Genomic DNA, 24,926 nt, shown 5'->3' on the forward strand with positions numbered 1-24,926 from the left:
TTCCGGGGCCTCGTCAGAGTGACCTGCAAAATCAATTTCCAGCAGTGACTTTTGCGGGCATGACGGCGGCGTTGGCTGGCACCCCACCTGTCAACGCCCAGAGTTGATTGAGTTTGAGCAGCTCTTGGTCAAAACGCAGGTTAACCCGTTTCTTTTCCAGCTCCTGGTCCGCAATGAACTTCTTTTGCATCAGCATGCTGGCGTCGTTCTCTTGCAACCTGCGTTTAAGTGAAAACGGGGCCTTGCCCGGATCTTTGACGTAAAACTCGAATTCACTATTCATGGCCTTGCGTTGTTCGGTCAGTTCCGCCGCTTTGGTGGCCGCAGCCTTTGTGACCTCATCAATCTGGGCGAGCGCCGTGCCGCGCTCCTGGTCGTGCACCGTGCGGCTGCTATAGCGCAGCAGCAGCGCGCGGTCGCGGCGCTTGTCTTCAGCAACGCGCGCGCGCTCCTCGGCTGCCAGTTTGTCTCTTTCTTCTTGAGCGACCCGTTCCTGCCCCGTGAGAGCCGGGTTGACCTGACGCTTCACGTAGCCCGAGCTGGTCAGTTCCTGCTGTGGGCGGTCCAGACACTCGGCAATCGGTCGGTCGGCCGTGATCTTGCGGCCTTTCCCGTCCACACAGGTGTAAATGTTCTGGGCCGCGGCATCGGCGCACAAGCATGCCACTCCTACCAGACCGGCCGCCAGCGATGATTTATAAAACAACTTGATTCCTCAATCCACGCCGTAGCGTTGTCGGTAAGCCAGCACTGACTGGTAGTGCGTTTTTGCGGAAAGCGCGCCGGAAGCCGCTTCTCCCGGTGCACCGCCTTGCAGCGCCAAATACTGCAGCAAGTCAGTCAGGCGCGCAATGGAACAAACTTGCAAGCCCAGTTGCGTCGTCACATAGTGCACAGCGCTGTAATTCACGTCGACCCCATTCTCGGTCGCTTTTTCCTGTCGGTCCAGTGCGATCACCAGGGCATGGGGTAGTGCGCCAGCGGCCTGGATGATGGCTATAGATTCGCGCACTGCTGTACCAGCGGACATCACGTCATCCACGATCAGCACTCGACCCTTAACGGGCGCACCGACGAGCGTGCCGCCCTCGCCGTGGTCTTTGGCTTCCTTGCGGTTGTAGGCAAATGGCAGATTGCGGCCCAGCCGCGCCAACTCAACGGCCACCGTCGCCGCCAGGGGAATGCCTTTGTATGCGGGACCAAAAATCATGTCAAACTCCAGCCCGCTGCGTTCCTCTTCGGCCAGTAGCTGGCGCGCATAAAATTGCGCTAGCCGCCCCAGTTTCGCACCGTCGTCAAATAATCCGGCGTTAAAAAAATAGGGGCTGATGCGCCCGGCCTTGGTTTTGAATTCACCAAAGCGCAACACGCCCGATTCAACGGCGAACTGCACGAATTCCTGCGCCAGCGCTGTGCCTCCAGAAGTCGCCGGAACCCGGTCGCCCATTTGTCCTGCCGTAGTCATTGGAAGCCTTTTGTTCAAATTAACCAGTCTCAATCTCAACGGTATTCGTTCCGCCGCCAGCAAAGGCTTGCAGGACTGGGTTGCCCAGTCCATGCCGGATTGTATTTGCGTGCAGGAACTGAAGGCGCAAGCCTTTGACATAAGCAACCGCTTTGAGCAAATCGCCGGCCTGAAAGGCTATTTCCAGTTTGCTGAGAAAAAGGGCTATTCCGGCGTGGGTATCTATACGCGCCATGAGCCCAGTGATGTGATGGTCGGCTATGGCTCTCCTGAATTCGACACTGAAGGCCGCTACGTGGAGTTGCGCTTTGACCGCCCTGGCCGCAGGCAAAGCCCCAAGCTTTCGATCATCAGCGGCTACTTCCCCAGCGGTTCGTCGGGCGAAGAACGGCAAGCCGCCAAGTTTCGCTTTTTGTCCGAGCTCTATCCGCACCTGGCGGCCCTGAAACAAACTCGCGACTTTGTGCTCTGTGGCGACATCAATATCGCGCACCAGGAAATCGATTTGAAGAACTTCAAGAGCAACCAGAAAAACAGCGGCTTTTTACCTGAAGAGCGGGCCTGGATGACCGAATTGCTGCGAGATTCCGAATTGATGAACGAAGCGGCCGACGAATTGACTCAGCGCGCAGACCGTTCGCTTCGAGGCGGTGGCATGGTGGATGTGTATCGCAAACTGCAGCCCACGACGACGGACGCTGCCTATACCTGGTGGAGCAACCGCGGCCAGGCGTATGCAAAAAATGTCGGATGGCGGCTGGACTATCACCTGGCTACGCCGGCCTTTGCGGCGTTAGCGCGGAGTGAACACATTTATAAAGAGCAGCGTTTTTCAGACCATGCGCCCATGACCGTGGACTACGAGTTTGCACCATGAATGTTTCGGTTCCTTCTGCAGCGTGGGCGTGTCCTTCTAGTTTTTAAAAGAGCGGCCAGCCTCAACTCTGAGAGGCCCAGATACGCGCGATTTGGGCGGAAAGCTCCATCGGGTCGAAAGGTTTGGAAATCACTTCCAGCGCCCCCAGCTTCTTGTACACCTCCACCTCCGCGACCTGTACTTTGGCGGTCATGAAGATGACTGGAGTGTGGGCTGTGGAGGGGATTTCTCGCAGTGCCTTGAGTGTGCTGATGCCGTCCATGCCAGGCATCATGACGTCCAGCAGCAACAGGTCAGCCCGCGCGTCCGGCGCGGCGATCAGTGCTTCCAGTCCGGAGGCGCAGGCGCTCACAGTGAACCCTCCCACGGCTTCCAGGGCCATCTTCGCCACAACGCGGATGTCAGGTTCATCTTCAACATAAAGAATGCGGTTCAGAGGTACGGGCATGGGTCAGGTCAGGGATTGGGAACGGCTGGCCCGGAGGCTCCGGAAATCTGGAGAACGCGTCGAATGGTATCAAACAGCTCCGCGTTGGAGGTATGGGTTTTCAGAAGCACCGCTTCGGTCTGTTTCCCATCGTCCGGGTCATCATCGCTGGCCGAGAACACGATCACCGGTGGCCGTGGATTGAGTGCATCGATATCCTCAAACAGGTCCCAACCCGAATCTTTGCCCAGTCCGAGGTCTAGCAGCACCAAGTCAAACTGGTGTTCGCGCAGTCGGGTTCGGGCTTGCTCCAGTGTGGCTGCAAATTCGACGTTTGCGAAATCCCGGACGATCGCCGCGACGATGGACTGGATATCGATATCGTCTTCGACATGCAGGATGCGCGGGTTGCCACTTGGCAAACCTGCGATGGCCCGTCGCACGCTGAGAATTAGCTGCTTTTCATTGATCGGTTTTTTAAGCCAGTCGGAGACTGTGAGCGGTTTGCGCTTGAACTGCAGCTGCCCTTCCTCGGCCATGACGGAGATCACCACCACAGGCAGGTCGCGCGTTTTTTCGTCGCTGCGCAACACATTGATGAAATCCATGCCGGTTTGGCCCGGCAGTTTCAAGTCTACCGTCATCGCATCGTAGCGAGTGTGGGCGAGGCAAACCAGCGCTTGCTCCGCGCTATGCGCCGTATCAACCTCAAAACCGGCTTTTCTCAGCATGATGCTGATGAGCTCTGCAATGGCTGGATCGTCCTCGCAGACCAGTATGCGTGGTTTGACGAAAGCTACTTCGGTCCTGAGCGGCTGCCGCAAAGGCGCCAAGGTCTGCCATTCGGGCACCTCGAGGAAGAACGTGGTTCCGGCACCGGCCTCGCTGCTAAAGCCAATATGACCCCCCATTTTCTCGATGAGGGCCTTGGAAATGTTGAGCCCCAGACCGGTTCCACCTTTCTGCCGGGTGTCGGACGAATCCGCTTGCGAAAACTTCTGGAATATTCGGTTGCGAAATTCTTCGGGAATACCAGGGCCATGGTCCGCTATTTCTATCCGCACGCCTTTCGCCACACGCGTCACGCGCACCTCTACCGCCTCCTGCGGGGGCGAAAACTTCACCGCATTGGAGAGTAGATTGGTCAGCACCTGGGTCATACGGTCGCGGTCAATCCGCACCTGCAGCAGCTCATCGGGCGCTTGCAGCACCAACTTGACGCGGTATTGGGTTGCAAAGCCCTGGTTGGAGACCAGCGCTTGCTCGACCAGTTGCTTGATATCGACAACCTGCAGGTCCAGGCGCATCTTGCCCGACTCGATTTTTTCGCTGTCCAGAAGTTCGTTGATCAACCGGATCAGGCGTTCGCAGTTGTTCTTGGCAATGTCTACCAGGTTCTTCACGGCTTCGGGCAATTCGCCGGCGACGCCGCCAGCGATCAGTCCCAGCGAACCGCGGATCGAGGTCAACGGTGTGCGCAACTCGTGGCTAACCGTCGAAACAAATTCAGTTTTCATGCGGTCAATGCGCTTGAGCTCGGTGATGTCCGTGCCGAGCGAGTAGAACCCCACGACTTTGCCTTCGTCCACGCCTTCACCATAGCGCGGGAAATATTGCATGGCATAGTTTCTGAGATCGCCCTGAGGCGTGATTTGTATGCGCTCGTATTGGGCGGGGTATCCATGCAATACTTCGTCGACTTTGGTCTGCGCCCGCTCATAGTCCTTTGGACCGAGCACATCCGCCAGCAGGTGGCCTGTGATCTGCCCGGAGCTCAAGTCAAAGACCTCTTCGTAGGCTTTGTTGTGAAAGCAGAATCGTTGTTCAGTATCCAGGTAGGCGATCATGGCCGGCACGGTGTCGGTCATTTCGCGCAACTGCAATTCACTTGCATGCAGTGCTTTGGTGATCAGTTCCCTGTCGGTGATGTCGCGCACGGTCGCGACGAACAGCCGGCTGGCGTCACTCTGTACCACCAGTTGCAGGAAAACAGCGACCGGGAAATCGGTACCGTCTTTACGCCGATGCACCGAGTCATAGCGCAGTGAGGCTTGTTCACCGGAAAGGAGAGGGGCGATAAATTGCCTAAATTTGGCCTCGGGTAAAAGCGGATTGATTTGGCACGGCATCATCCCGAGAAGCTCATCCCGGCGATAGCCCATACCCAGTACCGCCCCCTGATTCAGGTACACAAAGCGAAGGGTTTCTGGGTCGAACATGAAAATCATGTCCAGCGTGTTGTCCAGAACATTCTTGAACCGAAGAAGTTCCGCCTCAGCACGCGCATGTTCTAGCGCAATGCGGGCCAGTCGAGTGGCGGCGGCAATCAACTCCAGATCTTTAGCCTCAGGCTTGCCTGGCGCGCGACGGTATATCGCGAAGGTCGCCAGCACATCGCCCGCAGTCGACATCACAGGAGTCGACCAGCAAGCGTGCAACTCGTGGGCCCACAGCAGTTCGCGGTAATCCTGCATCAGCGGATCGCGCCCGGTGTCTTCAACCACGACGGTCTCTTTGCGAAATGCGGCGGTGCCACAGGCGCCCACGCCCTCACCGATTTGCAAACCTTCAATGGCTTGAGTAAAGCTGTCCGGTAAGTTTGGTGCGGCGCCGTGATGCAGTTGTTGGCCCTCTACCAGCAGGATCGAACACAGACTAATGGGTGAACTCTTTTCTACCAGCTGTACTACCGCCTCAAGCGATTGCCGCAGCGGCGCGCCACCGGCGATCAATTCCAGTACCTGCTCCTGCGCCAGCACAAACATCTCGGCCGCCTTGTCCTGGGTGATATCACGCACGATCGCGAAAAATCGGCCGCCTCCGTCGCTTTGCAGCACCAGTTGCAGAAAAATAGAGACCGGGAAATCGGTGCCGTCCTTACGCCGATGCACGGTTTCAAAGCGAAGCGATGACTGGTCACCCGACACCAGCGGCGCGATGAGTTGTCGAAAGGTGGACTCGGGCATGAAGGGGGCGATCTGGCAGGGCGTCATTCCGAGAAGCTCTTGCTGGCTATAACCCAGGTTCAGGGCTGCCCCCTGGTTCAAGTACACAAAGCGAAGAGTGTCTGGCTCCGCCATGAAAATCATGTCCAGCGTATTGTCCAGAACATTCTTGAACCTGAGCAGTTCCGCCTCGGTTTGCCGATGCTCAGCGAACTCCCTGCTGAGTACTTTGGTCATGTGGCCGGCCAGCGCGAGCGCGCGCCGGCGTTGAGTGGAAAACATCCAGATGAACGTCGAGAACATCACACTCAGTAGCATTCCGAAGAGTGCTTCTTCGGGTCTTTTTGCGGCTAAAAAAGTCGCGAGCAAGCCAACCAGCAGCACTGTCCATACCGCATACTCTTTGCAGATCGTTGCACCTACCCGCACCCAAAAAGACGGCGGTGGACTTTGCTCCGAGCTTGGCATATTTTCTGAATCTATCGGGCGGTCTGATTCGAGCATTTCGTCATTCGCTTTGTGTATAGGAGTCAAGTTAATTTACGCAGGCTTTGCTTCACTCACGCGGGCGACTGCAACCGGGAATTGAGACTGTCAGATTTTTCAACCCGGATAGCTTTTGACGGGCCGCGTTTTCAGCATGACCGCGAGGTCATACTGGCGCAGGCCACACTTGAAAGGCCACATAAAACGTAGCCCCGGTACCTTGGCTGGCGTCGAACCAAATGCGTCCACCCATTTTTTCCACCAAAGCTTTGCTAATGCTCAACCCCAGACCGGTACCGCCTTTTCTCTGGTTATCAAAAGAGTCTTCGTGAGAAAACCGCTGAAAAATCCGGCTCTGAAACTCGGCGGGTATGCCTGGACCTTGATCGGATACTGAAGTCGTAATCCATCCGTCAGCGCTGGATACCTTGATGTTCACAACGCCTACAGGTGGCGAAAACTCTATTGCATTGGATAAGAGATTTGACAACACCTGCGCGAACCGATCGGCGTCGATACGAACCATGGCCTGCGGCGCCATAGTCATAAAATTAAAGCCTACGGAGTACTGTTCCCCATAAGGTCTGATCGCGTCGATGGCCTGTTCAATCAGCGCCTTCAGTGGGTGGGGTTTTAAGTCATATTCCATTTTGTCCGAGGTAATTTTTTCAATGTCCAGTAGATCCTTGACCAGTGTGGACAGACGCTCGCTGTTGAGGTACGCGATGCGGACCAGGCCTTTGGCTTTGTCCGACAACTCGCCCGCCAACCCGCCGTTTACCAAGCCCAAGGCACCGCGAATGGAAGTCAGGGGCGTGCGCAGTTCGTGGCTCACCACGGAAACAAATTCGCTCTTCATTTGCTCAATCTTTTTACGTTCGGTAATGTCGCGAATGATGCTGATGAACTTACGACGACCCTCCAAGTAAAACTCCGAAACCCGGATTTCGATCGGAAAAATGGTTCCGTCCTTGCGCTGCGCGGTCTGTTCGCGGCTGACGCCCAGCATGTGCGAATGATCCGTATGGAGATAGCGCGCCAGGTGGCCATCGTGCTCCCCGCGAAAAGGCGTCGGCATAAGCATGGACACGTTCTTGCCGATAACTTCGTCACCGCGGTAGTCGAACAGGCGCTCCGCAGCCGGGTTGAAGAGCTCAATAATGCCGACTTTGGAGGTGCTCACGATGCCTTCATCCACATTGTTCAGCAGTCCCCGCAGGTTACGCTCGCTGTCTCGCAAACTCGCATTCATCTTGCGGGCTTCTGCTTCCGAGCGAACCAGCCTGCGCACCAGCGGAATGAGTTGCCAGCGCAACATCAGCAGTGCGATGACGAGCAGGCCGAACAGCAGCGGAATCAGATACCGCAGCTCTCGCCATACCGGTGCATAGAGTTCTGCACTGTCTATTTTCAGCACCATTCCCAGCCCGAGATTGCCCACTGGGGCGTAAGCCGCCGCAACCTTCTGGTCGCGATAATCACTCGCGGTGGCAAACCCTGTTTCACCTGACAGGGCATGTGCGATGGGCAGCAGATCGCCTTTCGCAGAGCGGTTGGATAACGTCATCACCTGCGAATGGAGCGTTGTTGGAAAACACTGCAACTTGAGGCCGAAGGGCGCACACAGACCAAGTTCTCCTGTTTTGCCCAGATGCTTGGCATCGTTTAATGCCCCCATGGTGGCCGGCAATAAGGTCTCTGTCATGACCTTGCCAACCACGCCTCCCTGCTGCTTCATATCGACTTCGACGCGCAACAAAAAATGCTTGTTCCACAGTAATTGCACGCGCCCAGGAAAGTTAAGCGGTATGGCCAGCTCCGCCTGCTGCGTAAAGGTCCCCGCATGCGCCAACTCGCGTCCGTTCTTGTCAAACAGCGCTATGGCCGTGAACCCAGCCAGGAGAAAGGAGGGCGCTATCCTTTCAAGCTCTGCAGTGACAGCGCCTTGATCCGCACCCGTATTCACCTGTTGGATCTGATCCATCAGCAAAGGACGCGTCGCTATAAGCCGCGTTCTATCAAAACCTGCGCCAAGTTCAGTGAGGGTCAGTTGTACGCGACTCTGAAGCGACGACTGCAGGCCGTTACTCAAAAGCGATTCAGCGTATCGCAACATGACAAAAAAGACGGTAGTGCCCACCAGCAAGGCCACGATAATCAGCAGCACGCCTGCGACCAGACTGATTCGATGGGGATGATTTTTTGAAGACTGCATGGTTTGCGGGGGCGTATCAGGGGAGGGCATGAGACCTGTATTGTCACAGGGTTAGCTACCAGACCCCCTACATTTCGATATTGCCGGATGAATCGGGCTGAAGTGATTCCGCGCGCCAACTCTGGCCGCTCCGTTCATTGAATTTTAAAGCGGGGAGGCACTCCGGAACGGATTCATGGTGATGTTTCATCGTCAGCAGGTGCTGCGGAGGCCGAATGCCAGGCATCGAGTTGCGAAGTTTCCTGGGGGTAAGGTCCCCGCGCAGCCTGGGTTTTAACCGCGCGCGCGCTGGTACAGGCCTTGGACTTTCGGCACATTAGCCTGAAGCCGCTGGATTCGATCCGGACCGGAGGGATGGGTGGACAGAAAGCTGGGTCCGCCTGCGCCCCCGCCCGCTTGCGCCATCTTTTCCCACAGGCTAACCGCAGCTTGCGGGTTATAGCCGCCGCGCGCGGCCAATTCAAGCCCCACCAGATCGGCATCGGTTTCATCTTCTCGGCTAAAGCGCAGCGTGAGTAATTGCGTGCCGATATTGGCCGCCACGTCGCCTAGTTGGCCCAAACCAAGCAGTTGTACGCCCAGCGACAGCAGGGTACCGGTGCCCTGACTTTTGGCGATGCGGGCGCGCGCATGTTCGCGCAACGCATGCGCCATTTCATGGCCCATGATCATGGCCGCCTCGTCGTCGTTAAGCTTGAGCTGGCTCAAAATACCGGTATAGAAGGCTATCTTGCCGCCCGGCATGCAAAATGCGTTGATCTGCTTGCTGCCGATCAGGTTGACTTCCCAGTGCCAGTCCCGCGAGCGCTCATTCCATTGGGCCGCTTGGGGCACCAGACGCGCTGCAATACGACGCAGCCGCTGCAACTGCGGATTGCTTGAGGGCGCGAGGGCACCCTGGCTTTGAGCCTGCTCCAGCAGCTTGGAATATTCCTGCGTAGCGGCATCTTCCAGTTCTTCGGCTGGTACCAGATTGCGCAGCTCTGAGGGCCTGCCGACGTCAACTTGTGCCTGCAAAGGAAGAGCAACGGCGGTAGCCGCCGTGCCGGCAGATGCCAAGAGGAATGCTCGGCGGCTCGACCAAGCGGAATGTTTAGCCTCGCACAAAAAGCACATGCGTCAATAATAGTCACAAATTGAAATGCCCATGTCAGAAAAAACCAGCCCGTCTGAATTGATTCTTCCCGATCCTGCCGGTGCCCCCAGCGCCCCCGGCGCCCCCAGCGCTTCCAAGACTGGCAAGGCCGACAGCCAGAAACCTGCCTGGCGAGACGTTTGGCGTGTTTATGCCGAAGCCGCCACGCTTCGCATGTTGTTGCTGGGGTTTTCGGCGGGACTGCCGTTGTTGCTGGTGTTTGGCACGCTGAGTTTCTGGCTGCGCGAGGCGGGCATTGACCGCACCACGATTGGCTACCTGAGCTGGGTTGGCCTGGCTTACGGCTTCAAGTGGGCTTGGGCCCCGCTGGTGGACCGAATGCCCATTCCGCTGCTCACTCGCCTGCTCGGACGTCGGCGTAGCTGGTTGCTGCTGTCCCAAACGATCATCGGAATGTCTTTGGTCGCCATGGCGCTCACCGACCCCAAACTGGCGTTGCAGCCGATGGTGTGGTGCGCGCTGGCGGTGGCGTTCGGCTCGGCCACTCAGGACATTGCGCTCGACGCCTACCGGATTGAATCGGCCGACATGCGGCGCCAGGCCGCACTCGCCGCCGCCTACCAAACGGGGTACCGCATCGCGATGATCTGGGCTGGCGCAGGCGCCCTGTGGATTGCCGCCGCCGCCGAGAGCCCCCTCGTGGCGCCCAATGTGTCAGGCTATCAGCACAGCGCTTGGCAGGCTGCCTATCTGGTGATGGCGGCCTCCATGCTGCTCGGGATGGTGACAGTGCTTTTTTCGCCGGAACCCGCGCGCCGTGAATTGCCGCCGAGCAAAAATGCCGCCGACTGGCTTAAAGGGGCGCTGATCGATCCGTTTGCTGATTTTCTGGGTCGTTACGGCAAGCAGGCGCTTTTGATCCTGGCCTTGATCGCGCTTTACCGGATCAGCGACGTTGTCATGGGCATCATGGCGAATCCGTTTTATGTGGATATGGGCTACACCAAGTCAGAAGTCGCGACCGTGACCAAAATCTACGGCGTCATCATGACGCTGGTAGGCGCCTTTTTGGGCGGCGGACTGGCCATGCGCTTTGGCGTGATGAAGGTGCTGATGCTGGGTGCCGCGCTGAGCGCGGGAAGCAATGTGCTGTTTGCCTGGCTGGGAACACGCGGACACGATGTGAACGCGCTGATTGTGGTGATTTCTGCTGACAATCTCTCCAGCGGCATCGCTTCTGCCGCTTTTATTGCCTACCTTTCCAGTTTGACCAACATCAAATATTCAGCCACCCAATACGCCCTTTTTAGCTCCATGATGCTGCTGTTGCCGAAGTCGCTAGCGGGCTATTCAGGCAAATATGTCGATGCTTTTGGTTACAGTAATTTCTTTACCGCAACTGCTTTATTGGGTTTGCCCGTGCTGCTGCTGGTCTGGTTTGCTTCAAAGAAAAAAGCTCCTGATCTCGAATAGATTCGGGCATCAAGAGCTATCAGTTAAATAGCATTTTAGAAAGACTTGAGCGGACACTCGTACCAGGCAGTGGCCGACCAATGCAGTGCGGTTTACTGCAACTTTACGATCTCTTCAAGCGCTATTGTTACGTTGCTAGCATCATCATCGCAAGGGCGATTGATTCAAACGCACCCCGTATTGCAACCGAGGACCGGCCCATGACCCAACAGCTTTTAATGATTGAAGACGACACTCGCCTCGCGGCCATGGTGGGTGAATATTTGCGCCAATCAGGTTACGGTTTTTCGCATGCCCCCGATGGCGCCAGCGGCCTCGCTGCTTTGCAGGCCAGTCCCGCTGATCTGGTGATTCTCGATTTGATGCTGCCCGACATGGATGGCCTGGAGGTGTGCCGCCGCATCAAGGGCCAAGGAAGCGAGTCGTCGCACACCGCCGTGCTGATGCTGACTGCAAAAGGTGACCCGATGGACCGCATTGTGGGGCTGGAAATTGGCGCGGACGACTATTTGCCGAAACCTTTCGAGCCGCGTGAACTGTTGGCACGGATTCGTGCGGTGCTGCGTCGCGGTGGCGAGGTTAATGGGGGCGCCACAGCGGGAAGCGACCACAAAGTGATGCGCTTCGGCTCGCTCGAAATCGACCGCGACGCGCGCACGGTGTCGGTCTCCGGCAACCCCTGTGAGCTGACGTCTTACCAGTTCGACTTGCTGGTGGCTTTGGCTGAACGGGCCGGCCGCGTGCTCAGTCGTGATCAGATCATGGAAGCCGTGCGCGGCCGCGAGCTCGAAGCGTTCGACCGCTCCATTGACGTGCACATGGGTCGTATCCGCAGCGCCATTGAGGTAGAAGCTAAAGATCCGAAACGTATTTTGACGGTGCGCGGAGTCGGCTACGTGTTTGCCAAGCAACAAGACTGAACTGAATCTGATTGAGTGCGCCTATGTGGACCCGTTTTACCTCGCATCTGTATGTGCGAATCTGGCTCGCGGTGGTGGCGACCGTTGTGGTCCTGACTTTTCTGGTGGGTGGCGCGTGGCGGCTGACCGCCGATCTGCCTCAGCTGCCCATACGAGAAGTTCTGGTACACAACACCGCAGGCGAAATCATTGGCACGGCCCAAACCAAACCGGACCGCAAGCTCGGCGAAGACCTGGAATTTGATGTGGTTACAAGAGACGGCCAGATCCTGAACCTGCTGCTGCCGCGGCCCAAGCGTCCCCCTGGCAACCCGTGGAACCGCCCTCCTTTTGGTTTCGGCTCTATGCTGGTGCTTGTCGGGCTCGCCGTGGCGCTAGGGGCCTACCCGGTCATTCGCCGCTTGACGTTACGGCTTGAGGCGTTGCAGCGCGGCGTGGAGCGCTGGGGTGCGGGCGATCTTTCGGCGCGTATCACTGCGGGCGGACACGACGAGGTGGCGTTTCTGGCCGGGCGCTTCAACCATGCGGCCGAGCGAATCGAAACCCTGATGGATTCTCACCGGTCACTGCTGGCCAATGCCTCGCACGAGCTGCGCTCGCCGCTAGCGCGCATCCGCATGGGACTGGAACTGATGGACCCCGCCGCCGCGTCACCCCAGCGCCGGGAAATTTCGCGCAGCATCAATGAACTGGACCAGTTGATTGATGAAATCCTGCTAGCCAGTCGGCTAGACACCCGGCAGGCTGATGCCGAGCCGTTTGAAACACTCGACTTGACGGGTCTGGCCGCGGAGGAATGCTCCCGCGTGAATGCGGAATTAAAGGCTGAACTCCAAGCGGAATTGCAAACAGGAATGGGAATTGCCAGATCAGGGCACAGTCTCATGGTGCAGGGTTCCCCGCGGTTGCTGCGCAGGCTCATTCGCAATTTGCTGGAGAACGCCAGGCGCTACAGCAACGGTGATATCAGCCTGGAATTGGCGCAAATTCGTGTCGGACGCCAGCAGCTCGCCGTGATCAAGGTCCATGACCGGGGTCCGGGCGTGCCGGTCGAACAGCGGGAACGGATTTTTGAACCCTTTTATCGCTTGCCAGGCGCCAGCGAGCGTGAAGGTGGCGTGGGTTTGGGGCTAGCACTGGTCAAGTCCATTAGCCTGCGCCACAAAGGCACTGTTCGCTGCGAGGCCCGGCCCGGCGGCGGCGCTTCGTTCATTGTCGAGTTGCCACTGGCGGATCAGGAGGCGTGAGATAAATCAAGCCGCAGCTTGTTTAACTCAAAAAAACTCGCCGCTATCCTCTGTTTGGGGGATAGGCAGAAGCGAGCCGGTACGGCATAGTTCGTTCGTTGCTGTCACAACAAGCTGGAGCTCGAGGGGAAGGGGTTGGAAAAAACTAAACACGTCGGCGACGCGTTAAAGTAATTTGTGGGATTTCCCATTAACGTTCTCTGTTTCAAGAGAACTTTACAAGGCTACTGCGAGGTAGCCTTTTTTTCGGCTGTTTTGGCAACTGGCGGATGTAAATAGACCTCGGGCAGGGCGCCTTGAAGCGCCCGCGTTGCCTGCAATACCTGCGCTGGACTGAGGTCATTCAGGCACCGGGTATGGCCGAGGGGACATTCGCGCTCAAAGCAAGGTGCGCAGTCCAGCGGAGGCTGATAGGCTGGGTCCGTCTTCAACCACAGTACGCTGGCCCGATCGCTCAACGGCGGCGTATGCAGAGGACTTGACGAGCCAAAAATAGCCACCTGCGGCACGCCCAGCGCGGCGGCCACATGCATCAGACCAGAGTCATTGCTGATGGTGCTTTGGCTGGCGGCAATCAGGCACAGCGCCTGAAGCAAAGAGGTTTTTCCGGCAAAGTTGAGGCAGCACCCTTCCCGCACCGCGTTGACGGGCGCCGCAATCTCATCACACAAAGCCGCCTCCTTGGCGGATCCAAGCAACACCACCGGCAAATCCAGGGTCACTGCCAGCGCTGAAAAATGTCGGGCGGGCCAGCGCTTGGCCGGCCCGTACTCGGCGCCCGGCGCAAAGACAACATAACCACCGCGCTGCAAGCCCAGTTCACGCAGCGTTTGCTCAATGTCCGCCGGCTTCATGAGCAATTGCGGCCGGTCTTGTTCGAGATTTCCTTCGCCGCTGAGGGCTGAATAAAACGCCACCATCGGAGGTTTGTTTTTGGGGTTTTTAAGCCGATGCGTGAGTAACCCCACCCGCGCTTCCCCAAGATAACCGATCCGCTTTGGAATACTGGCCAAAAACGGCAGCAACGCGCTCTTCAGCGAATTCGGGCAGACGTAGGCGTTGTCGAACTGGCCTTCGATGCGCTGCGCAATGGCGCGTCGCGCCTTTAACTGCAGGCCACCATGTGCGAACGGGAATTCGATGACGTCCGCCACTTGCGGCATGGCGCGGTACACCGGCGCTACCCATGGCAAAGCGCCCACCGTGATGCGTTCGCCGCGAGCGTGCAGCCGGCGCAGCAGGGGCTCGGTCATCACCGCGTCGCCGATCCACTGCGGCGCGATGACGAGGGAGTTATCAGTGATGCCCGCCAAAATGTTCACCGTCTTTAAGCTTGTAAACGGTACCGCAGTAAGCGCACTTGGCCTCGCCCGTGCGTGCCACATCCAGGTAGACCCGCGGGTGGCTGTTCCACAGCGCCATGTCGGCTTTGGGATTCGGGCAGTACACGCCCCCCTGGTCGTTAAGGTCGGCCGCCAGCAGCTCAACAAGGAATGATTTGCTCATAGTCGGATTTCCTTCAACCTTGTTTAAACTTTGCTCAGCCATGAGGCGTAACGCGGATTTTTTCCGTTCACGATGTCGAAGAAAGCGCCCTGTATTTTTTCGGTGATGGGCCCGCGTGAGCCGCTGCCAATTTCAATCCGGTCCAACTCGCGAATCGGTGTGATTTCAGCGGCCGTGCCCGAGAAAAATGCTTCATCGGAAATATAAATTTCATCGCGGGTAATAGGCTTTTCCTTAATTTCCAAGCCCAAGTCCTTGCAGATGGCAAAGACGGTGTTTCGGGTAATGCCGTTGAGCGCACCGGCGCTGGAATCCGGTGTGTAGACCACGCCTTTGCGCACAATAAACAGGTTTTCACCGGCGCCTTCAGAGGCAAACCCTTGCGGGTCCAACAGCAACGCCTCGTCATAGCCTTCGTCGGTCGCTTCCATATTGGCCAAAATCGAATTGGTGTAATTGCTGACCGCTTTGGCGTGGATCATGGTGATGTTGACGTGGTGTCGCGTGAAGCTGCTCGTTTTGACGCGAATGCCGCGCTTCATGCCTTCTTCGCCCAGGTACGCGCCCCAGGACCAGGCCGCGACCATCAGGTGAATTTTGTTGCCTTTTGGGCTGACACCGAGTTTTTCCGAGCCGATCCAAATCAGCGGGCGAATATAGCCGCTCTCGAGGTGGTTTTCGCGCACCACCGCGATCTGCGCAGCCATAACTTCCTGCGGCGTGAACGGAATCTTCATGCGCAGGATCTTGGCGCTGTTGAACAGCCGCTCGGTGTGTTCCTCAAGCCGGAAAATGGCCGTACCGTCGGCTGTTTTGTAGGCGCGCACACCCTCAAAAGCGCCGCAGCCGTAATGTAGCGTGTGGCTCAACACGTGGATCTTGGCGTCGCGCCAGTCGACCATCTGGCCGTCCATCCAAATTTTGCCGTCGCGGTCGTCCATGGAAGGTGCTACTGGGGACATGGTGCTGATCCTGTGGTGAGGGAGTGAAATAGGGTTGGGAGATCGCAAGCAGTCATCCGGCGGTAGTCGGCGGCGGGTTGGCAGATCCGAATGACTGATTTTACGGGGCAGAAGGCGTCCAGGCCGGCTTGGCGTGCGAATCGGTCGCCTCAGGCCTGAATAGCGCATGCTCGGCCAGCTTGCCACAGACGAAAGTACAGGTGACTTGAGACTGCGTGTCATCGGACCAGCCAAACACTTCGGGTTGAGCTTCTTTCCCGGATTGCCGCTCACCGAGGGCTCGCGTCATCGCCACAACCTGCAGCAGCGTCATGCCGGGCTTGAGTTTGGCGTTGAGCATGACGGCGCTGTCGACATAGCCGATCGGCCGGTTGGCGGCGCGTTTGAGAACCTGCATCATGCGGGTGAAGTGCAGCAGCAGCCACATCACTCCAGCAGCAGCGACTGCCGCGACGCCGGTCCGGCCATAAAGTTGATAAGCCCATGCTACCGCCCCCACGCCAGCCGCAGGAACGAGAATTTTCTGGAAGTTCATGGTCGTATTTTCGCTGTCTGCGTCGCCACGGTCTTTGTGAAGAAATAAAAATCCGAAAAGCTTGTTGTAATTCGCGCTCTAGTGGTCGCTGTACGTGCATACGCCGCTCTCATCTTTATAGCGTTTAAGTTATGCCGAGCATTTTACAAACCCGCTCGCCAGCGCATGCGCCCAGTCAGCACGCTGGTTGCGGGCCGCCAGCTGGGCTTGTGCCAAATGGTCATAAGGCACGGTCCGCAGATCGACCTGCCAGCCCTGACGGGTTTTTTCCAGCACCGCATAGCGCGCATCCGGAGTGCCGTTTTCTATGACATGCCGGTAAGGACGGTCGTCTTCATACGCGGGAAGGCCCACGCTGCCGGGGTTGACGATCAGTACCCCGCTGCATCGCACTTGGCGCGGCACATGGGTATGGCCACACAGCACCACGGCATGTTTTTCCTTGCCGAGCCGCTCGGCCACCTCGCTGGGGCTAGCAGGTCGTACGCCCCGGCCTTCCCCGCGTTCAAAACCGGGCACCACCGATTCGAGCCAGTACTGCAGATCGCTGGCAGGGGTGCCGTGACAAAGCCAGATCTCGTCGTTGAGCGCCAGCGAGACAGGGAGCCGCTCCAACCATGCGGCATGCACCGGTGATAGTTGGGTAGCGGCAAATCCGTCACTCGTGATCGGGTCAATTTGTCCCGAAGGCCGGTCCAGCAAGGCCAGCAGTTGCCGCTCGTGATTGCCCCGAATCGTCGGGAAATTCTGCGTCATCAGCAAGTCCGCCGTTTCGGCAGGCTGCAGCGGACCACTCAAGAGATCGCCAAGATTCACCGTTTGGTCAACACCCTGGCGAGTGATGTCCGCCAGCACCGCCTGCAGCGCCAGCAGATTGCCGTGGATGTCAGAAATGACGGCGAGTTTCATGGTGCATTTTGGATCGCAGGCCGAGTCATCGGTTCAACTCAGGCCGCGCACTACCTCCATGGCCTCCTCGATGCGCTCTACCGCATGGATAGTCAGTCCTTCAATCGGTTTCTTTGGGGCATTGGCTTTGGGCACCACTGCCACGCTAAAGCCAAGCTTGGCGGCTTCCCTCAAGCGCTCCTGGCCGCGCGGCGCGGGCCGGACTTCGCCTGCCAGCCCCACTTCGCCAAATGCGATGAAACCCTTCGGCAAGGGCTTGCCGCGCAGGCTGGAGGTGATGGCCAGCATGACCGCCAGATCGGCCGCCGGTTCGCTGATACGAACCCCGCCGACAGCGTTCACAAACACATCCTGATCCATGCAGGCTACCCCGGCGTGGCGGTGCAGCACGGCCAACAGCATGGCCAGGCGGTCGCGATCCAGCCCCACCGACAGGCGGCGCGGGCTGGGGCCGCCACCGTCCACAAGGGCCTGAATTTCAACCAGCATGGGCCGCGTGCCTTCCAGCGTGACCATGACGCAGCTGCCGGGCACTGGTTCGCTGTGCTGGCTCAAAAAAATCGCACTCGGGTTGCTCACGCCTTTGAGGCCCTTTTCGGTCATGGCGAAGACGCCGATTTCGTTGACCGCGCCAAAGCGGTTTTTGATGGCCCGCACCAGGCGGAAACTCGAATGCGTGTCACCTTCAAAGTACAACACGGTGTCGACCATGTGCTCCAGAACGCGCGGGCCAGCCAGCGCGCCTTCCTTGGTCACGTGACCGACCAGCACGATGCAAACCCCGCTGGATTTGGCCGCGCGCGTCAGGTGCGCCGCGCACTCGCGCACCTGCGCCACCGAACCGGGGGCCGAGGTGAGCTGGTCTGAATACACCGTCTGGATGGAATCGATCACCGCAATCGCCGGTTGGGTCGCGTCCAGTGTGGCGAGGATTTTGTCCAGTTGGATTTCAGCCATTACCTTGACCTGGGAACCATCGAGCCCCAGCCGCCGGGCACGCAGCGCCACTTGGGCGCCGCTCTCTTCGCCCGTGACGTACAGCGTAGTCAGGCCCGCCCGTTGCAGCGAATCCAGCGCCTGCAGGAGCAAAGTGGATTTGCCGATGCCGGGGTCACCGCCGATGAGCACGACACCGCCTTCCACAATGCCACCGCCCAGCACGCGGTCCAGTTCGTCATGGCCGGTGGGTGTTCGCGCCATGTCGGTGGCGTCAATGTCCGCCAGCGCGATCACATCCGAGGCCTTGGCCAGCGAGTGGAACTGCGGGCTGTAACGGTGCTTCCCGGCGCTACTTTCGGCGACGGATTCGATCAGCGTGTTCCAGGCGTCGCAATGCGGACATTTGCCCAACCATTTCGGGCTGATGCCGCCACATTCGTTGCAGGTGTAAATCGTTTTTTCTTTGGCCATAGGTCAAATATAGCGGCGCCGGGGAGCCGCATGAATTTGTAGGGCGCCGGCCCGGTTCGCGCTGGCTTAGGTTCTCGCCTGCTGCCAACGTGATGACAAGCTATGCGCAGTTGGCGGAGAATCAGACTCGATAGCAAGAGTCGCTCCATGCGCTTCGCTCACCTCACCTGCAATAGGAGACATCAAACGTGAGTTTTCGCACCACGATTGGGCAGCGGGTTTACCGCTTCGGCAGCCTCCGCGAGGTCATGGCCAAAGCCACGCCACTGCGCTCGGGGGATTGTCTGGCAGGACTCGCCGCCGACAGCGCGGAGGAACGGGTGGCGGCCAGATGCGCGCTGGCTGACCTGCCCCTGTCTGTCTTTTTGAACCAGGCCGTGGTTCCTTATGAAGACGACGAGGTGACTCGGCTGATCATCGACACCCACGATGCCAGCGCTTTTCTGCCTGTCGCGTCGCTCACAGTGGGCGGTTTTCGCGACTGGCTGCTGTCTGAGCGAGCCACACCTGACGCGCTAAGGCGTCGGGCACCGGGTATCACGCCTGAAATGGCCGCGGCAGTCAGCAAGGTGATGCGCAATCAGGACCTGATTCTCGCGGCCAGTCGCTGCGAGGTGGTCACGCGCTTTCGCAACACCCAGGGCCTGCGCGGGCATTTGTCCGTGCGTCTTCAACCGAATCACCCCACCGACGACCCAGCCGGCATCGTCGCCTCGCTGGTAGACGGGCTGATGTATGGCGCGGGCGATGCGGTGGTGGGGGTCAATCCGGCCTCGGACAGCATGCCCGACTTGATCCGTCTCATCCACCTGCTCGACGACGTGCTTGCGCGCGGTGAGGTGCCCACGCAGGCTTGCGTGTTGACTCACGTCACCAACACCATGCAAGCGATGCAGCAAGGCGCACCGGTTGATCTGGTGTTCCAGTCGCTCGGCGGCACGGAGTCGACCAATCAGTCTTTTGGCGTCAGTCTGGCACTGCTGGACGAGGCTCACGCCATGGCGCAGTCGCTGCAGCGCGGAACGGCCGGCAACAACGTGATGTACTTTGAAACCGGACAGGGCAGCGCGCTGTCCGCCAATGCGCATCACGGCGTGGACCAGCAAACTTGCGAGGCCCGTGCCTACGCGGTCGCACGCCGTTACCGCCCGTTGCTGGTCAACACCGTGGTGGGCTTTATCGGACCTGAATACCTGTATGACGGCAAGCAGATCATTCGGGCCGGGCTGGAAGATCATTTTTGCGGCAAGCTGATGGGCTTGCCAATGGGTTGTGATATTTGTTACACCAGCCATGCCGAAGCGGACCAGGACGACATGGATAACCTGATGGTGCTGCTGGCGAACGCAGGGCTGAATTTCATGATGGGCGTGCCCGGGGGCGATGATGTCATGCTGAATTACCAAAGCACGTCATTTCACGATGCGCTGGTGCTGCGCGAACTGCTGGGATTAAAGCGTGCGCCCGAGTTCGAGGTCTGGCTTCAGCGCATGGGCGTGACCGACCCGCAAGGCCGGCTGAGTCCACCGCAGTTGCACCATCCGCTGGTGAAAACCTTGCAAGCGCCGCAAATCCACGACATGCCACCAGAGCCAGAACCAAAGCCACCATGAAACTGCCCAACGCTTCGGCAACCCCGCGCGTGTCCCGGTCTGACACGGCGGAAGAGGTCAACGCACGGACCGCTCCGGTGCTGCCTGACCCGTGGCTGCACCTGCGCCGCCACACGCCTGCCCGGATTGCGCTGGGGCGCACTGGGGTCAGTTTGCCCACGTACGAGGTGCTGCGCCTTACGATAGCGCACGCGCAAGCGCGCGACGCCATCCAAGTGCCGCTAAATACCGAAGCACTGAACGATGAACTGGTGACTCACGCCTGGAACGATGTCGTATTCCTGGAAAGTCAGGCGCGGGATCGGTCCGAGTATTTGCTGCGCCCCGACAAAGGTCGTCGCTTGCGCCCTGAAAGCGCGATGCGCCTGGGCGCGTTGCGGTGTTCCGCCCCAGACTTGGTTCTGGTGTTGGGGGACGGGCTTTCATCGCTCGGTATTCAGCAGCACGGCGTGGCTCTTTTAAACGCCATTCGCGCTGCACTAGATCCGCCATTGCAGCTCGGGCCTTTGGTGGTGGTGCGCCACGCCCGGGTCGCAGTCGCTGACGAGGTCGGCGAAATTCTCGGTGCCGGCATGGTTGCCATCCTGATCGGAGAGCGACCCGGCTTGAGCGCCCCAGACAGCGTGGGCATTTATCTGACCCATACCCCGCGCGTGGGTTGCAGCGACGCCCAGCGCAACTGCATCTCGAACATCCGACCCGCCGGTCAGGATTTCGAAACGGCGGCTCGCCGACTGGCATGGCTGGTGGCAGAAGGTCGGCGGGTGGGTCAGACGGGCATTACCTTGAAAGACCACAGCGGCTTGACCCTCGGGAAGCTATAGCGCTTGCAGACCTATTCGACAGCAACCGGCACGCGCTGCGCCACCGCGCACATCAATTCATACCCCACCGTGCCCGCAGCCTGCGCCACCTCGTCGATCGCCAGGACAGTGCCCTCCGAAGACCGCCCCCACAGCGTCACCTCAGTCCCCATCGCCGCATCGGGCACCGGGGTCAGGTCGACCGTGATCATGTCCATGCTGACGCGAGCGACCAGGCGGGTACGTACTCCGTTTACCAATACCGGGGTTCCGGTGCCGCAATGCCGGGGGTAGCCGTCGGCATAACCGCAGGCGACGACACCGATGCGCAACGGCCTGTCGGCGATGAAACTGGAGCCATAGCCGACGCTGTCCCCGGTCGCTAGATTTTGCATTCCGATGATTCGGGACGTCAGCGTCATCGTGGGCATCAGGCCCCAGTCGGTGGCGCTGTGCTCCGGGAAGTCGGGAGCGCTTCCATACAGCACGATGCCTGGCCTGACCCAGTCAGAGCAGCCGGCCAAAGCGGCGCTATGGCGCAGCGTGGCGGCGCTGTTGCTCAAGGTGCGCTCGCCGGGAAGGTCGTGGGTCACGGACTCAAAAGCCTTGAGCTGTGCGCTGATGCCCTTGGGACTGTCGGCGTCTGAAAAATGCATCATCAGCGAAATCTCGTCCACCTGGGGTAAGGCGTTTAGTCGTGTCCAGGCGGCGCGGTAACGTTCTGGTGTGAAACCCAGCCGGTTCATGCCGGCGTTCATTTTGAGAAATACCCGGTGCGGTAGCTGGGTCTTGTGGGCGGCGAGCATGTTGATCTGCTCATTGCAATGGATCGCATGCCAGAGGCCAAGGCGGGAGCACAATTCAAGGTCGCGCGCCTCAAAGCAGCCTTCAAGCAGCAGGATGGGGCCACGCCAGTCGAGTGCTCGCAGGCGTTGCGCCTCCGCCAGATCCAGTACCGCAAAGCCATCAGCGCTGCGCAGGGCATCAAATACCCGCTCGATACCATGGCCGTAAGCGTTCGCCTTCACGACCGCCCAGACCCGTGCGTCGGGCGCGGCGGCGCGGGCTCGTTCGAGGTTATGGCTCAGCGCTGCGGTGTGAATGGTGACGAGAATGGGACGTGGCATGGCAAAATGTTGGAGTTGATCTATGGCGGCGGGTCAGCTAAGCGCAATGCGTGTAAAGGCCTGTAGGGATTCTGACACTGAGCTGCGTGCTATAAACCGGGATCGTTTGGAGACATTCACCCTTATCTTGCAGCATCAGATCAGCTGATGTATTTCGTGTGGTGATCAATACAGTTTAATGAAGCGCGGTTTTTACACCATCATGGCAGCCCAGTTTTTCAGCTCGCTGGCTGATAACGCGCTATTTGTAGCTGCCGTCGAACTACTCAAAACCAATGGCGCGCCGAAGTGGCAGCCAGCGGCGTTGGTTCCGATGTTTGCGCTGTTTTACGTGGTGATAGCGCCTTTTGTGGGGGCTTACGCCGATGCCCGGCCCAAAGGTCGGGTGATGTTTGTCAGTAATGCCATCAAGGTTGTCGGTTGTTTGATGATGCTGTTTGGCTCGCACCCCTTGCTTGCATACGCCATTGTCGGGCTGGGTGCCGCCGCCTATTCGCCTGCCAAATACGGCATCCTGACCGAACTCTTGCCGGCCTCACAGCTGGTCAAGGCCAACGGCTGGATTGAGGGACTGACGATTACCTCCATCATTCTTGGCGTGTTGCTGGGTGGTCAACTGGTCGGCCACACGGTTTCCAGCCTGCTGCTGTCGTTTGACTTTCCCATTATCGACACCGGCGTCGAAACGCCACCTCAAGCGGCCATTTCGGTACTCATCCTGCTGTACATCATTGCCGCGTGGTTCAACATACGCATCCCTGCCACCGGGGTTGAAATGCGGCCCATGCCGCGCAACAAGCTGGAGCTGCTGCCTGATTTCTGGAACTGCAACTCGGCGCTGTGGCGCGACAAGCTCGGGCAAATCTCACTGGCCACGACCACGCTGTTCTGGGGCGTTTCAGGCAACCTGCGCTACATCGTTTTGGCTTGGAGTGCGGCGGCCCTGGGCTACAGCACCACCCAGGCCTCGTCGCTGGTAGGCGTCGTGGCGATTGGTACCGCCATAGGGGCCGTCCTGGCTTCGATGCGCATGCGTCTGGATCAGGCGACAAAGGTCATGCCATTGGGCATCGCCATGGGCGTGCTGGTCATCCTTATGAATTACATCGGCAATGTCTGGGTGGCTGCGCCCTTCCTGATTCTGCTGGGAGGCCTGGGCGGATTTCTGGTGGTTCCCATGAATGCGCTGCTGCAGCACCGCGGACACAATCTTATGGGCGCGGGGCGCTCGATTGCGGTGCAAAACTTTAATGAACAAGCCTGTATTTTGAGCTTGGGCGCGCTTTACAGCCTCTCCACTGGCCTGGGTTTGTCGGCCTTTGGTGCGATTACCGCTTTTGGCTTTCTGGTGGCAAGTTTCATGTGGCTGATTCAGCGCTGGCACAAAGTCAACTGCATCAAATACAAAGAGCAGCTTGACCATCTGCTGAGCCTCGCCCGAAGCGATAAACCGCACTGATGCGGTTAGACACTACCCGCTTCGCCGAGCGGCGCACGGCCAAACTGGCTGCCGGCGCCTTGGTGGTCAACGCCTTCGTCTGGGGCGTCTCCTGGTGGCCGTTTCGTCAGTTGCAAGGCTATGGCCTGCATCCGCTGTGGGCTACCGCACTGGTTTACCTGATGGTTGCTGCGGCCTTATTGATGCTGCCCGTCAAGGCTTGGCGCAGCTTTGCGGCGCATCCGCAGTTATGGTTTCTGGCCGCCGCGTCCGGCTTTACCAATGTCGGTTTCAACTGGGCGGTGACGGTAGGCGACGTGGTGCGCGTGGTGTTGCTGTTTTACCTCATGCCCGCATGGTCGGTGTTGGTTGCGTGGGCCTTGCTGGGCGAAAAACCAACGTGGGGGTCGCTGCTGCGGCTTCTTTTAGCCATGCTCGGCGTGCTGGTCGTGCTGAAGCAGCCGGATTCACCCTGGCCGGTTCCGCAGGGTAGCGCAGACTGGCTCGCGATCATGGGTGGCTTCAGCTTTGCGGTGACCAATGCGCTACTGCGCAAATACAGCCACACCCCCAGCAGTTCGCGCATGCTGGCGATATTTGGGGGCAGTGGCCTGTTGGCTACAGCGGTCGCACTGCTAGGAATGTGGCAGCAGACAGTACCGGCCCCGGCCCTGCTGGCGGCCGGCATTCCGCTGCTATTCGGACTCAGCCTGGCATTTATGGCCAGTAATGCGGCGCTGCAGTATGGCGCTGCTCGACTGGCCGCCGGCACGACGGCCATCGTGATGTTGACTGAAATCCTGTTTGCGAGCGGGTCAGCGGCCGCCCTGGGGGCCGCTCAATTCAGCCCGCGCATCCTGCTTGGCGGCAGCCTGATTGTGTTGGCGGCAGTGCTGGCGGCCGTGGCGCCCTCCGCCAACGAAGAAAGTGGCGCAAAATCGCCGTGACCCGGCCCGGTAACGATTCACACGAGGAGCCCTGTTCATGCGCATGTCAAGCCACACGGTTTACGATTTTGAGGCCCGTCAAATCAGCGGCAAAGATATTTCTCTGTCTGAATTCAAAGGACAGGTGATGCTGATCGTTAACACGGCCAGCCACTGCGGGTTCACCCCGCAGTTTGGCGGTCTCGAAGCGCTGCACACCACCTTCGCCGGCCGAGGCTTGGCGGTACTCGGCTTTCCGTGCAACCAGTTTGGTGCTCAGGACCCGGGTAGCGATGGCGAAATTGCCGAATTTTGCCAAGTCAATTACGGCGTAAGTTTTCCCATGATGTCCAAGATCGACGTGAATGGTCCCGCCGCGCATCCGCTGTACAAGTGGCTGACCACCGAAGCGCCTGGCTTGCTGGGCAGCAAAGCCATCAAATGGAACTTCACCAAGTTTTTGATTGGCAGAGACGGCCAAGTCATCAGGCGTTACGCGCCACTCGACAAGCCGGCCAACTTGACCAAGGACATCGAAGCGGCGCT

At 58.9% G+C, this 24,926-nt stretch carries 22 protein-coding genes; 9 read left to right on the plus strand and 13 right to left on the minus strand.

Annotated elements, in window-relative coordinates; all coding sequences use genetic code 11:
• Positions 1-31: 31 nt before the first annotated feature.
• Together HHJ16_RS02510 and pyrE are read right to left on the minus strand one after the other, a co-directional pair.
• Positions 32-706 (minus strand): DUF4124 domain-containing protein, encoded by a 675-nt coding sequence (locus tag HHJ16_RS02510; RefSeq protein ID WP_293640393.1) that lies wholly within the window; start codon positions 704-706, stop codon positions 32-34.
• 9 nt (positions 707-715) lie between these two features.
• Positions 716-1,465, minus strand: a complete 750-nt coding sequence (pyrE, locus tag HHJ16_RS02515; RefSeq protein ID WP_293640394.1) for an orotate phosphoribosyltransferase — start codon at positions 1,463-1,465, stop codon at positions 716-718.
• 10 nt (positions 1,466-1,475) lie between these two features.
• Between pyrE and HHJ16_RS02520 the strand changes: the two genes are divergently transcribed.
• Positions 1,476-2,342: an exodeoxyribonuclease III gene (locus HHJ16_RS02520; RefSeq protein ID WP_293640395.1), complete on the plus strand. Its 867-nt coding sequence runs from the start codon at positions 1,476-1,478 to the stop codon at positions 2,340-2,342.
• Positions 2,343-2,403: 61 nt separating this feature from the next.
• Here the strand turns inward: HHJ16_RS02520 and HHJ16_RS02525 are convergent, their stop codons facing one another.
• The 4 genes from HHJ16_RS02525 to HHJ16_RS02540 all read right to left on the minus strand — a co-directional run bounded on the left by HHJ16_RS02525 (position 2,404) and on the right by HHJ16_RS02540 (position 9,531).
• On the minus strand, positions 2,404-2,790 hold the full coding sequence (locus tag HHJ16_RS02525; RefSeq protein ID WP_293640396.1) for a response regulator: 387 nt from the start codon (positions 2,788-2,790) through the stop codon (positions 2,404-2,406).
• An 8-nt stretch (positions 2,791-2,798) separates the two neighbouring features.
• Positions 2,799-6,218 carry a PAS domain S-box protein gene (locus HHJ16_RS02530; RefSeq protein WP_293640397.1) on the minus strand — a complete coding sequence of 1,140 codons (3,420 nt, stop codon included), beginning with the start codon at positions 6,216-6,218 and terminating at the stop codon, positions 2,799-2,801.
• Between the two features lie 148 nt (positions 6,219-6,366).
• On the minus strand, positions 6,367-8,445 hold the full coding sequence (locus HHJ16_RS02535) for an ATP-binding protein (protein ID WP_293640398.1): 2,079 nt from the start codon (positions 8,443-8,445) through the stop codon (positions 6,367-6,369).
• Between the two features lie 243 nt (positions 8,446-8,688).
• Positions 8,689-9,531: a M48 family metallopeptidase gene (locus HHJ16_RS02540; RefSeq protein ID WP_293640399.1), complete on the minus strand. Its 843-nt coding sequence runs from the start codon at positions 9,529-9,531 to the stop codon at positions 8,689-8,691.
• 31 nt (positions 9,532-9,562) lie between these two features.
• On the opposite strand from HHJ16_RS02540, the gene HHJ16_RS02545 reads away from it, so the two are divergent.
• From HHJ16_RS02545 to HHJ16_RS02555, 3 genes are all read left to right on the plus strand, one after another.
• Complete coding sequence (locus tag HHJ16_RS02545; protein WP_293640400.1) at positions 9,563-10,984, plus strand: MFS transporter; 1,422 nt, start codon at positions 9,563-9,565, stop codon at positions 10,982-10,984.
• Between the two features lie 200 nt (positions 10,985-11,184).
• Positions 11,185-11,904, plus strand: coding sequence for a response regulator transcription factor (locus HHJ16_RS02550; RefSeq protein WP_293640401.1), 720 nt, complete (start codon positions 11,185-11,187; stop codon positions 11,902-11,904).
• Between the two features lie 23 nt (positions 11,905-11,927).
• Positions 11,928-13,151, plus strand: coding sequence for an ATP-binding protein (locus HHJ16_RS02555; protein ID WP_293640402.1), 1,224 nt, complete (start codon positions 11,928-11,930; stop codon positions 13,149-13,151).
• 224 nt (positions 13,152-13,375) lie between these two features.
• Here the strand turns inward: HHJ16_RS02555 and waaF are convergent, their stop codons facing one another.
• The 6 genes from waaF to radA form a co-directional block, all read right to left on the minus strand.
• On the minus strand, positions 13,376-14,464 hold the full coding sequence (waaF, locus tag HHJ16_RS02560; RefSeq protein WP_293640416.1) for a lipopolysaccharide heptosyltransferase II: 1,089 nt from the start codon (positions 14,462-14,464) through the stop codon (positions 13,376-13,378).
• Positions 14,448-14,657: a zinc-finger domain-containing protein gene (locus HHJ16_RS02565; protein WP_293640403.1), complete on the minus strand. Its 210-nt coding sequence runs from the start codon at positions 14,655-14,657 to the stop codon at positions 14,448-14,450. The genes waaF and HHJ16_RS02565 overlap by 17 nt, the downstream gene beginning before the upstream one ends.
• A gap of 23 nt (positions 14,658-14,680) precedes the next feature.
• Positions 14,681-15,619: a branched-chain amino acid transaminase gene (locus tag HHJ16_RS02570; RefSeq protein WP_293640404.1), complete on the minus strand. Its 939-nt coding sequence runs from the start codon at positions 15,617-15,619 to the stop codon at positions 14,681-14,683.
• A 100-nt stretch (positions 15,620-15,719) separates the two neighbouring features.
• Positions 15,720-16,154 (minus strand): glycerate kinase, encoded by a 435-nt coding sequence (locus HHJ16_RS02575; protein WP_293640405.1) that lies wholly within the window; start codon positions 16,152-16,154, stop codon positions 15,720-15,722.
• 129 nt (positions 16,155-16,283) lie between these two features.
• Positions 16,284-17,063, minus strand: coding sequence for a metallophosphoesterase family protein (locus tag HHJ16_RS02580; protein ID WP_293640407.1), 780 nt, complete (start codon positions 17,061-17,063; stop codon positions 16,284-16,286).
• A gap of 33 nt (positions 17,064-17,096) precedes the next feature.
• A complete protein-coding gene (radA, locus tag HHJ16_RS02585) occupies positions 17,097-18,473 on the minus strand; it encodes a DNA repair protein RadA (protein WP_293640408.1) in 1,377 nt (458 codons plus the stop codon).
• Between the two features lie 188 nt (positions 18,474-18,661).
• Here radA and HHJ16_RS02590 point away from each other — a divergent pair, with 188 nt between their 5' ends.
• Both HHJ16_RS02590 and eutC read left to right on the plus strand, forming a co-directional pair.
• Positions 18,662-20,086 (plus strand): ethanolamine ammonia-lyase subunit EutB, encoded by a 1,425-nt coding sequence (locus tag HHJ16_RS02590; protein WP_293640409.1) that lies wholly within the window; start codon positions 18,662-18,664, stop codon positions 20,084-20,086.
• Positions 20,083-20,910, plus strand: coding sequence for an ethanolamine ammonia-lyase subunit EutC (eutC, locus tag HHJ16_RS02595; RefSeq protein ID WP_293640410.1), 828 nt, complete (start codon positions 20,083-20,085; stop codon positions 20,908-20,910). Before HHJ16_RS02590 ends, eutC begins: the two co-directional genes overlap by 4 nt.
• 11 nt (positions 20,911-20,921) lie before the next feature.
• Here the strand turns inward: eutC and alr are convergent, their stop codons facing one another.
• On the minus strand, positions 20,922-22,016 hold the full coding sequence (gene alr, locus HHJ16_RS02600) for an alanine racemase (protein ID WP_293640411.1): 1,095 nt from the start codon (positions 22,014-22,016) through the stop codon (positions 20,922-20,924).
• A 178-nt stretch (positions 22,017-22,194) separates the two neighbouring features.
• Here alr and lplT point away from each other — a divergent pair, with 178 nt between their 5' ends.
• The 3 genes from lplT to HHJ16_RS02615 form a co-directional block, all read left to right on the plus strand.
• The gene (gene lplT, locus HHJ16_RS02605; protein ID WP_293640412.1) at positions 22,195-23,475 is read left to right on the plus strand and encodes a lysophospholipid transporter LplT; all 1,281 of its coding nucleotides are present in this window, start codon (positions 22,195-22,197) and stop codon (positions 23,473-23,475) included.
• Positions 23,475-24,401 (plus strand): DMT family transporter, encoded by a 927-nt coding sequence (locus HHJ16_RS02610; protein ID WP_293640413.1) that lies wholly within the window; start codon positions 23,475-23,477, stop codon positions 24,399-24,401. Before lplT ends, HHJ16_RS02610 begins: the two co-directional genes overlap by 1 nt.
• A gap of 43 nt (positions 24,402-24,444) precedes the next feature.
• Positions 24,445-24,926: glutathione peroxidase (locus tag HHJ16_RS02615; protein ID WP_293640417.1), on the plus strand; the 482-nt coding region annotated here is incomplete at its 3' end.

Source organism: Polaromonas sp., assembly GCF_012927485.1.
Classification (GTDB): Bacteria; Pseudomonadota; Gammaproteobacteria; order Burkholderiales; family Burkholderiaceae_C; genus Polaromonas.

What these genes read in the sequence shown, in the direction of transcription:
- pyrE (WP_293640394.1), bottom strand. Translation starts at nt 1,465, where the DNA reads ATGACTACGGCAGGACAAATGGGCGACCGGGTTCCGGCGACTTCTGGA.
- HHJ16_RS02525 (WP_293640396.1), bottom strand. Translation starts at nt 2,790, where the DNA reads ATGCCCGTACCTCTGAACCGCATTCTTTATGTTGAAGATGAACCTGAC.
- HHJ16_RS02530 (WP_293640397.1), bottom strand. Translation starts at nt 6,218, where the DNA reads ATGCTCGAATCAGACCGCCCGATAGATTCAGAAAATATGCCAAGCTCG.
- HHJ16_RS02535 (WP_293640398.1), bottom strand. Translation starts at nt 8,445, where the DNA reads ATGCCCTCCCCTGATACGCCCCCGCAAACCATGCAGTCTTCAAAAAAT.
- HHJ16_RS02540 (WP_293640399.1), bottom strand. Translation starts at nt 9,531, where the DNA reads ATGTGCTTTTTGTGCGAGGCTAAACATTCCGCTTGGTCGAGCCGCCGA.
- HHJ16_RS02545 (WP_293640400.1), top strand. Translation starts at nt 9,563, where the DNA reads ATGTCAGAAAAAACCAGCCCGTCTGAATTGATTCTTCCCGATCCTGCC.
- HHJ16_RS02550 (WP_293640401.1), top strand. Translation starts at nt 11,185, where the DNA reads ATGACCCAACAGCTTTTAATGATTGAAGACGACACTCGCCTCGCGGCC.
- HHJ16_RS02555 (WP_293640402.1), top strand. Translation starts at nt 11,928, where the DNA reads ATGTGGACCCGTTTTACCTCGCATCTGTATGTGCGAATCTGGCTCGCG.
- HHJ16_RS02565 (WP_293640403.1), bottom strand. Translation starts at nt 14,657, where the DNA reads ATGAGCAAATCATTCCTTGTTGAGCTGCTGGCGGCCGACCTTAACGAC.
- HHJ16_RS02570 (WP_293640404.1), bottom strand. Translation starts at nt 15,619, where the DNA reads ATGTCCCCAGTAGCACCTTCCATGGACGACCGCGACGGCAAAATTTGG.
- HHJ16_RS02575 (WP_293640405.1), bottom strand. Translation starts at nt 16,154, where the DNA reads ATGAACTTCCAGAAAATTCTCGTTCCTGCGGCTGGCGTGGGGGCGGTA.
- HHJ16_RS02580 (WP_293640407.1), bottom strand. Translation starts at nt 17,063, where the DNA reads ATGAAACTCGCCGTCATTTCTGACATCCACGGCAATCTGCTGGCGCTG.
- radA (WP_293640408.1), bottom strand. Translation starts at nt 18,473, where the DNA reads ATGGCCAAAGAAAAAACGATTTACACCTGCAACGAATGTGGCGGCATC.
- eutC (WP_293640410.1), top strand. Translation starts at nt 20,083, where the DNA reads ATGAAACTGCCCAACGCTTCGGCAACCCCGCGCGTGTCCCGGTCTGAC.
- alr (WP_293640411.1), bottom strand. Translation starts at nt 22,016, where the DNA reads ATGCCACGTCCCATTCTCGTCACCATTCACACCGCAGCGCTGAGCCAT.
- lplT (WP_293640412.1), top strand. Translation starts at nt 22,195, where the DNA reads ATGAAGCGCGGTTTTTACACCATCATGGCAGCCCAGTTTTTCAGCTCG.
- HHJ16_RS02610 (WP_293640413.1), top strand. Translation starts at nt 23,475, where the DNA reads ATGCGGTTAGACACTACCCGCTTCGCCGAGCGGCGCACGGCCAAACTG.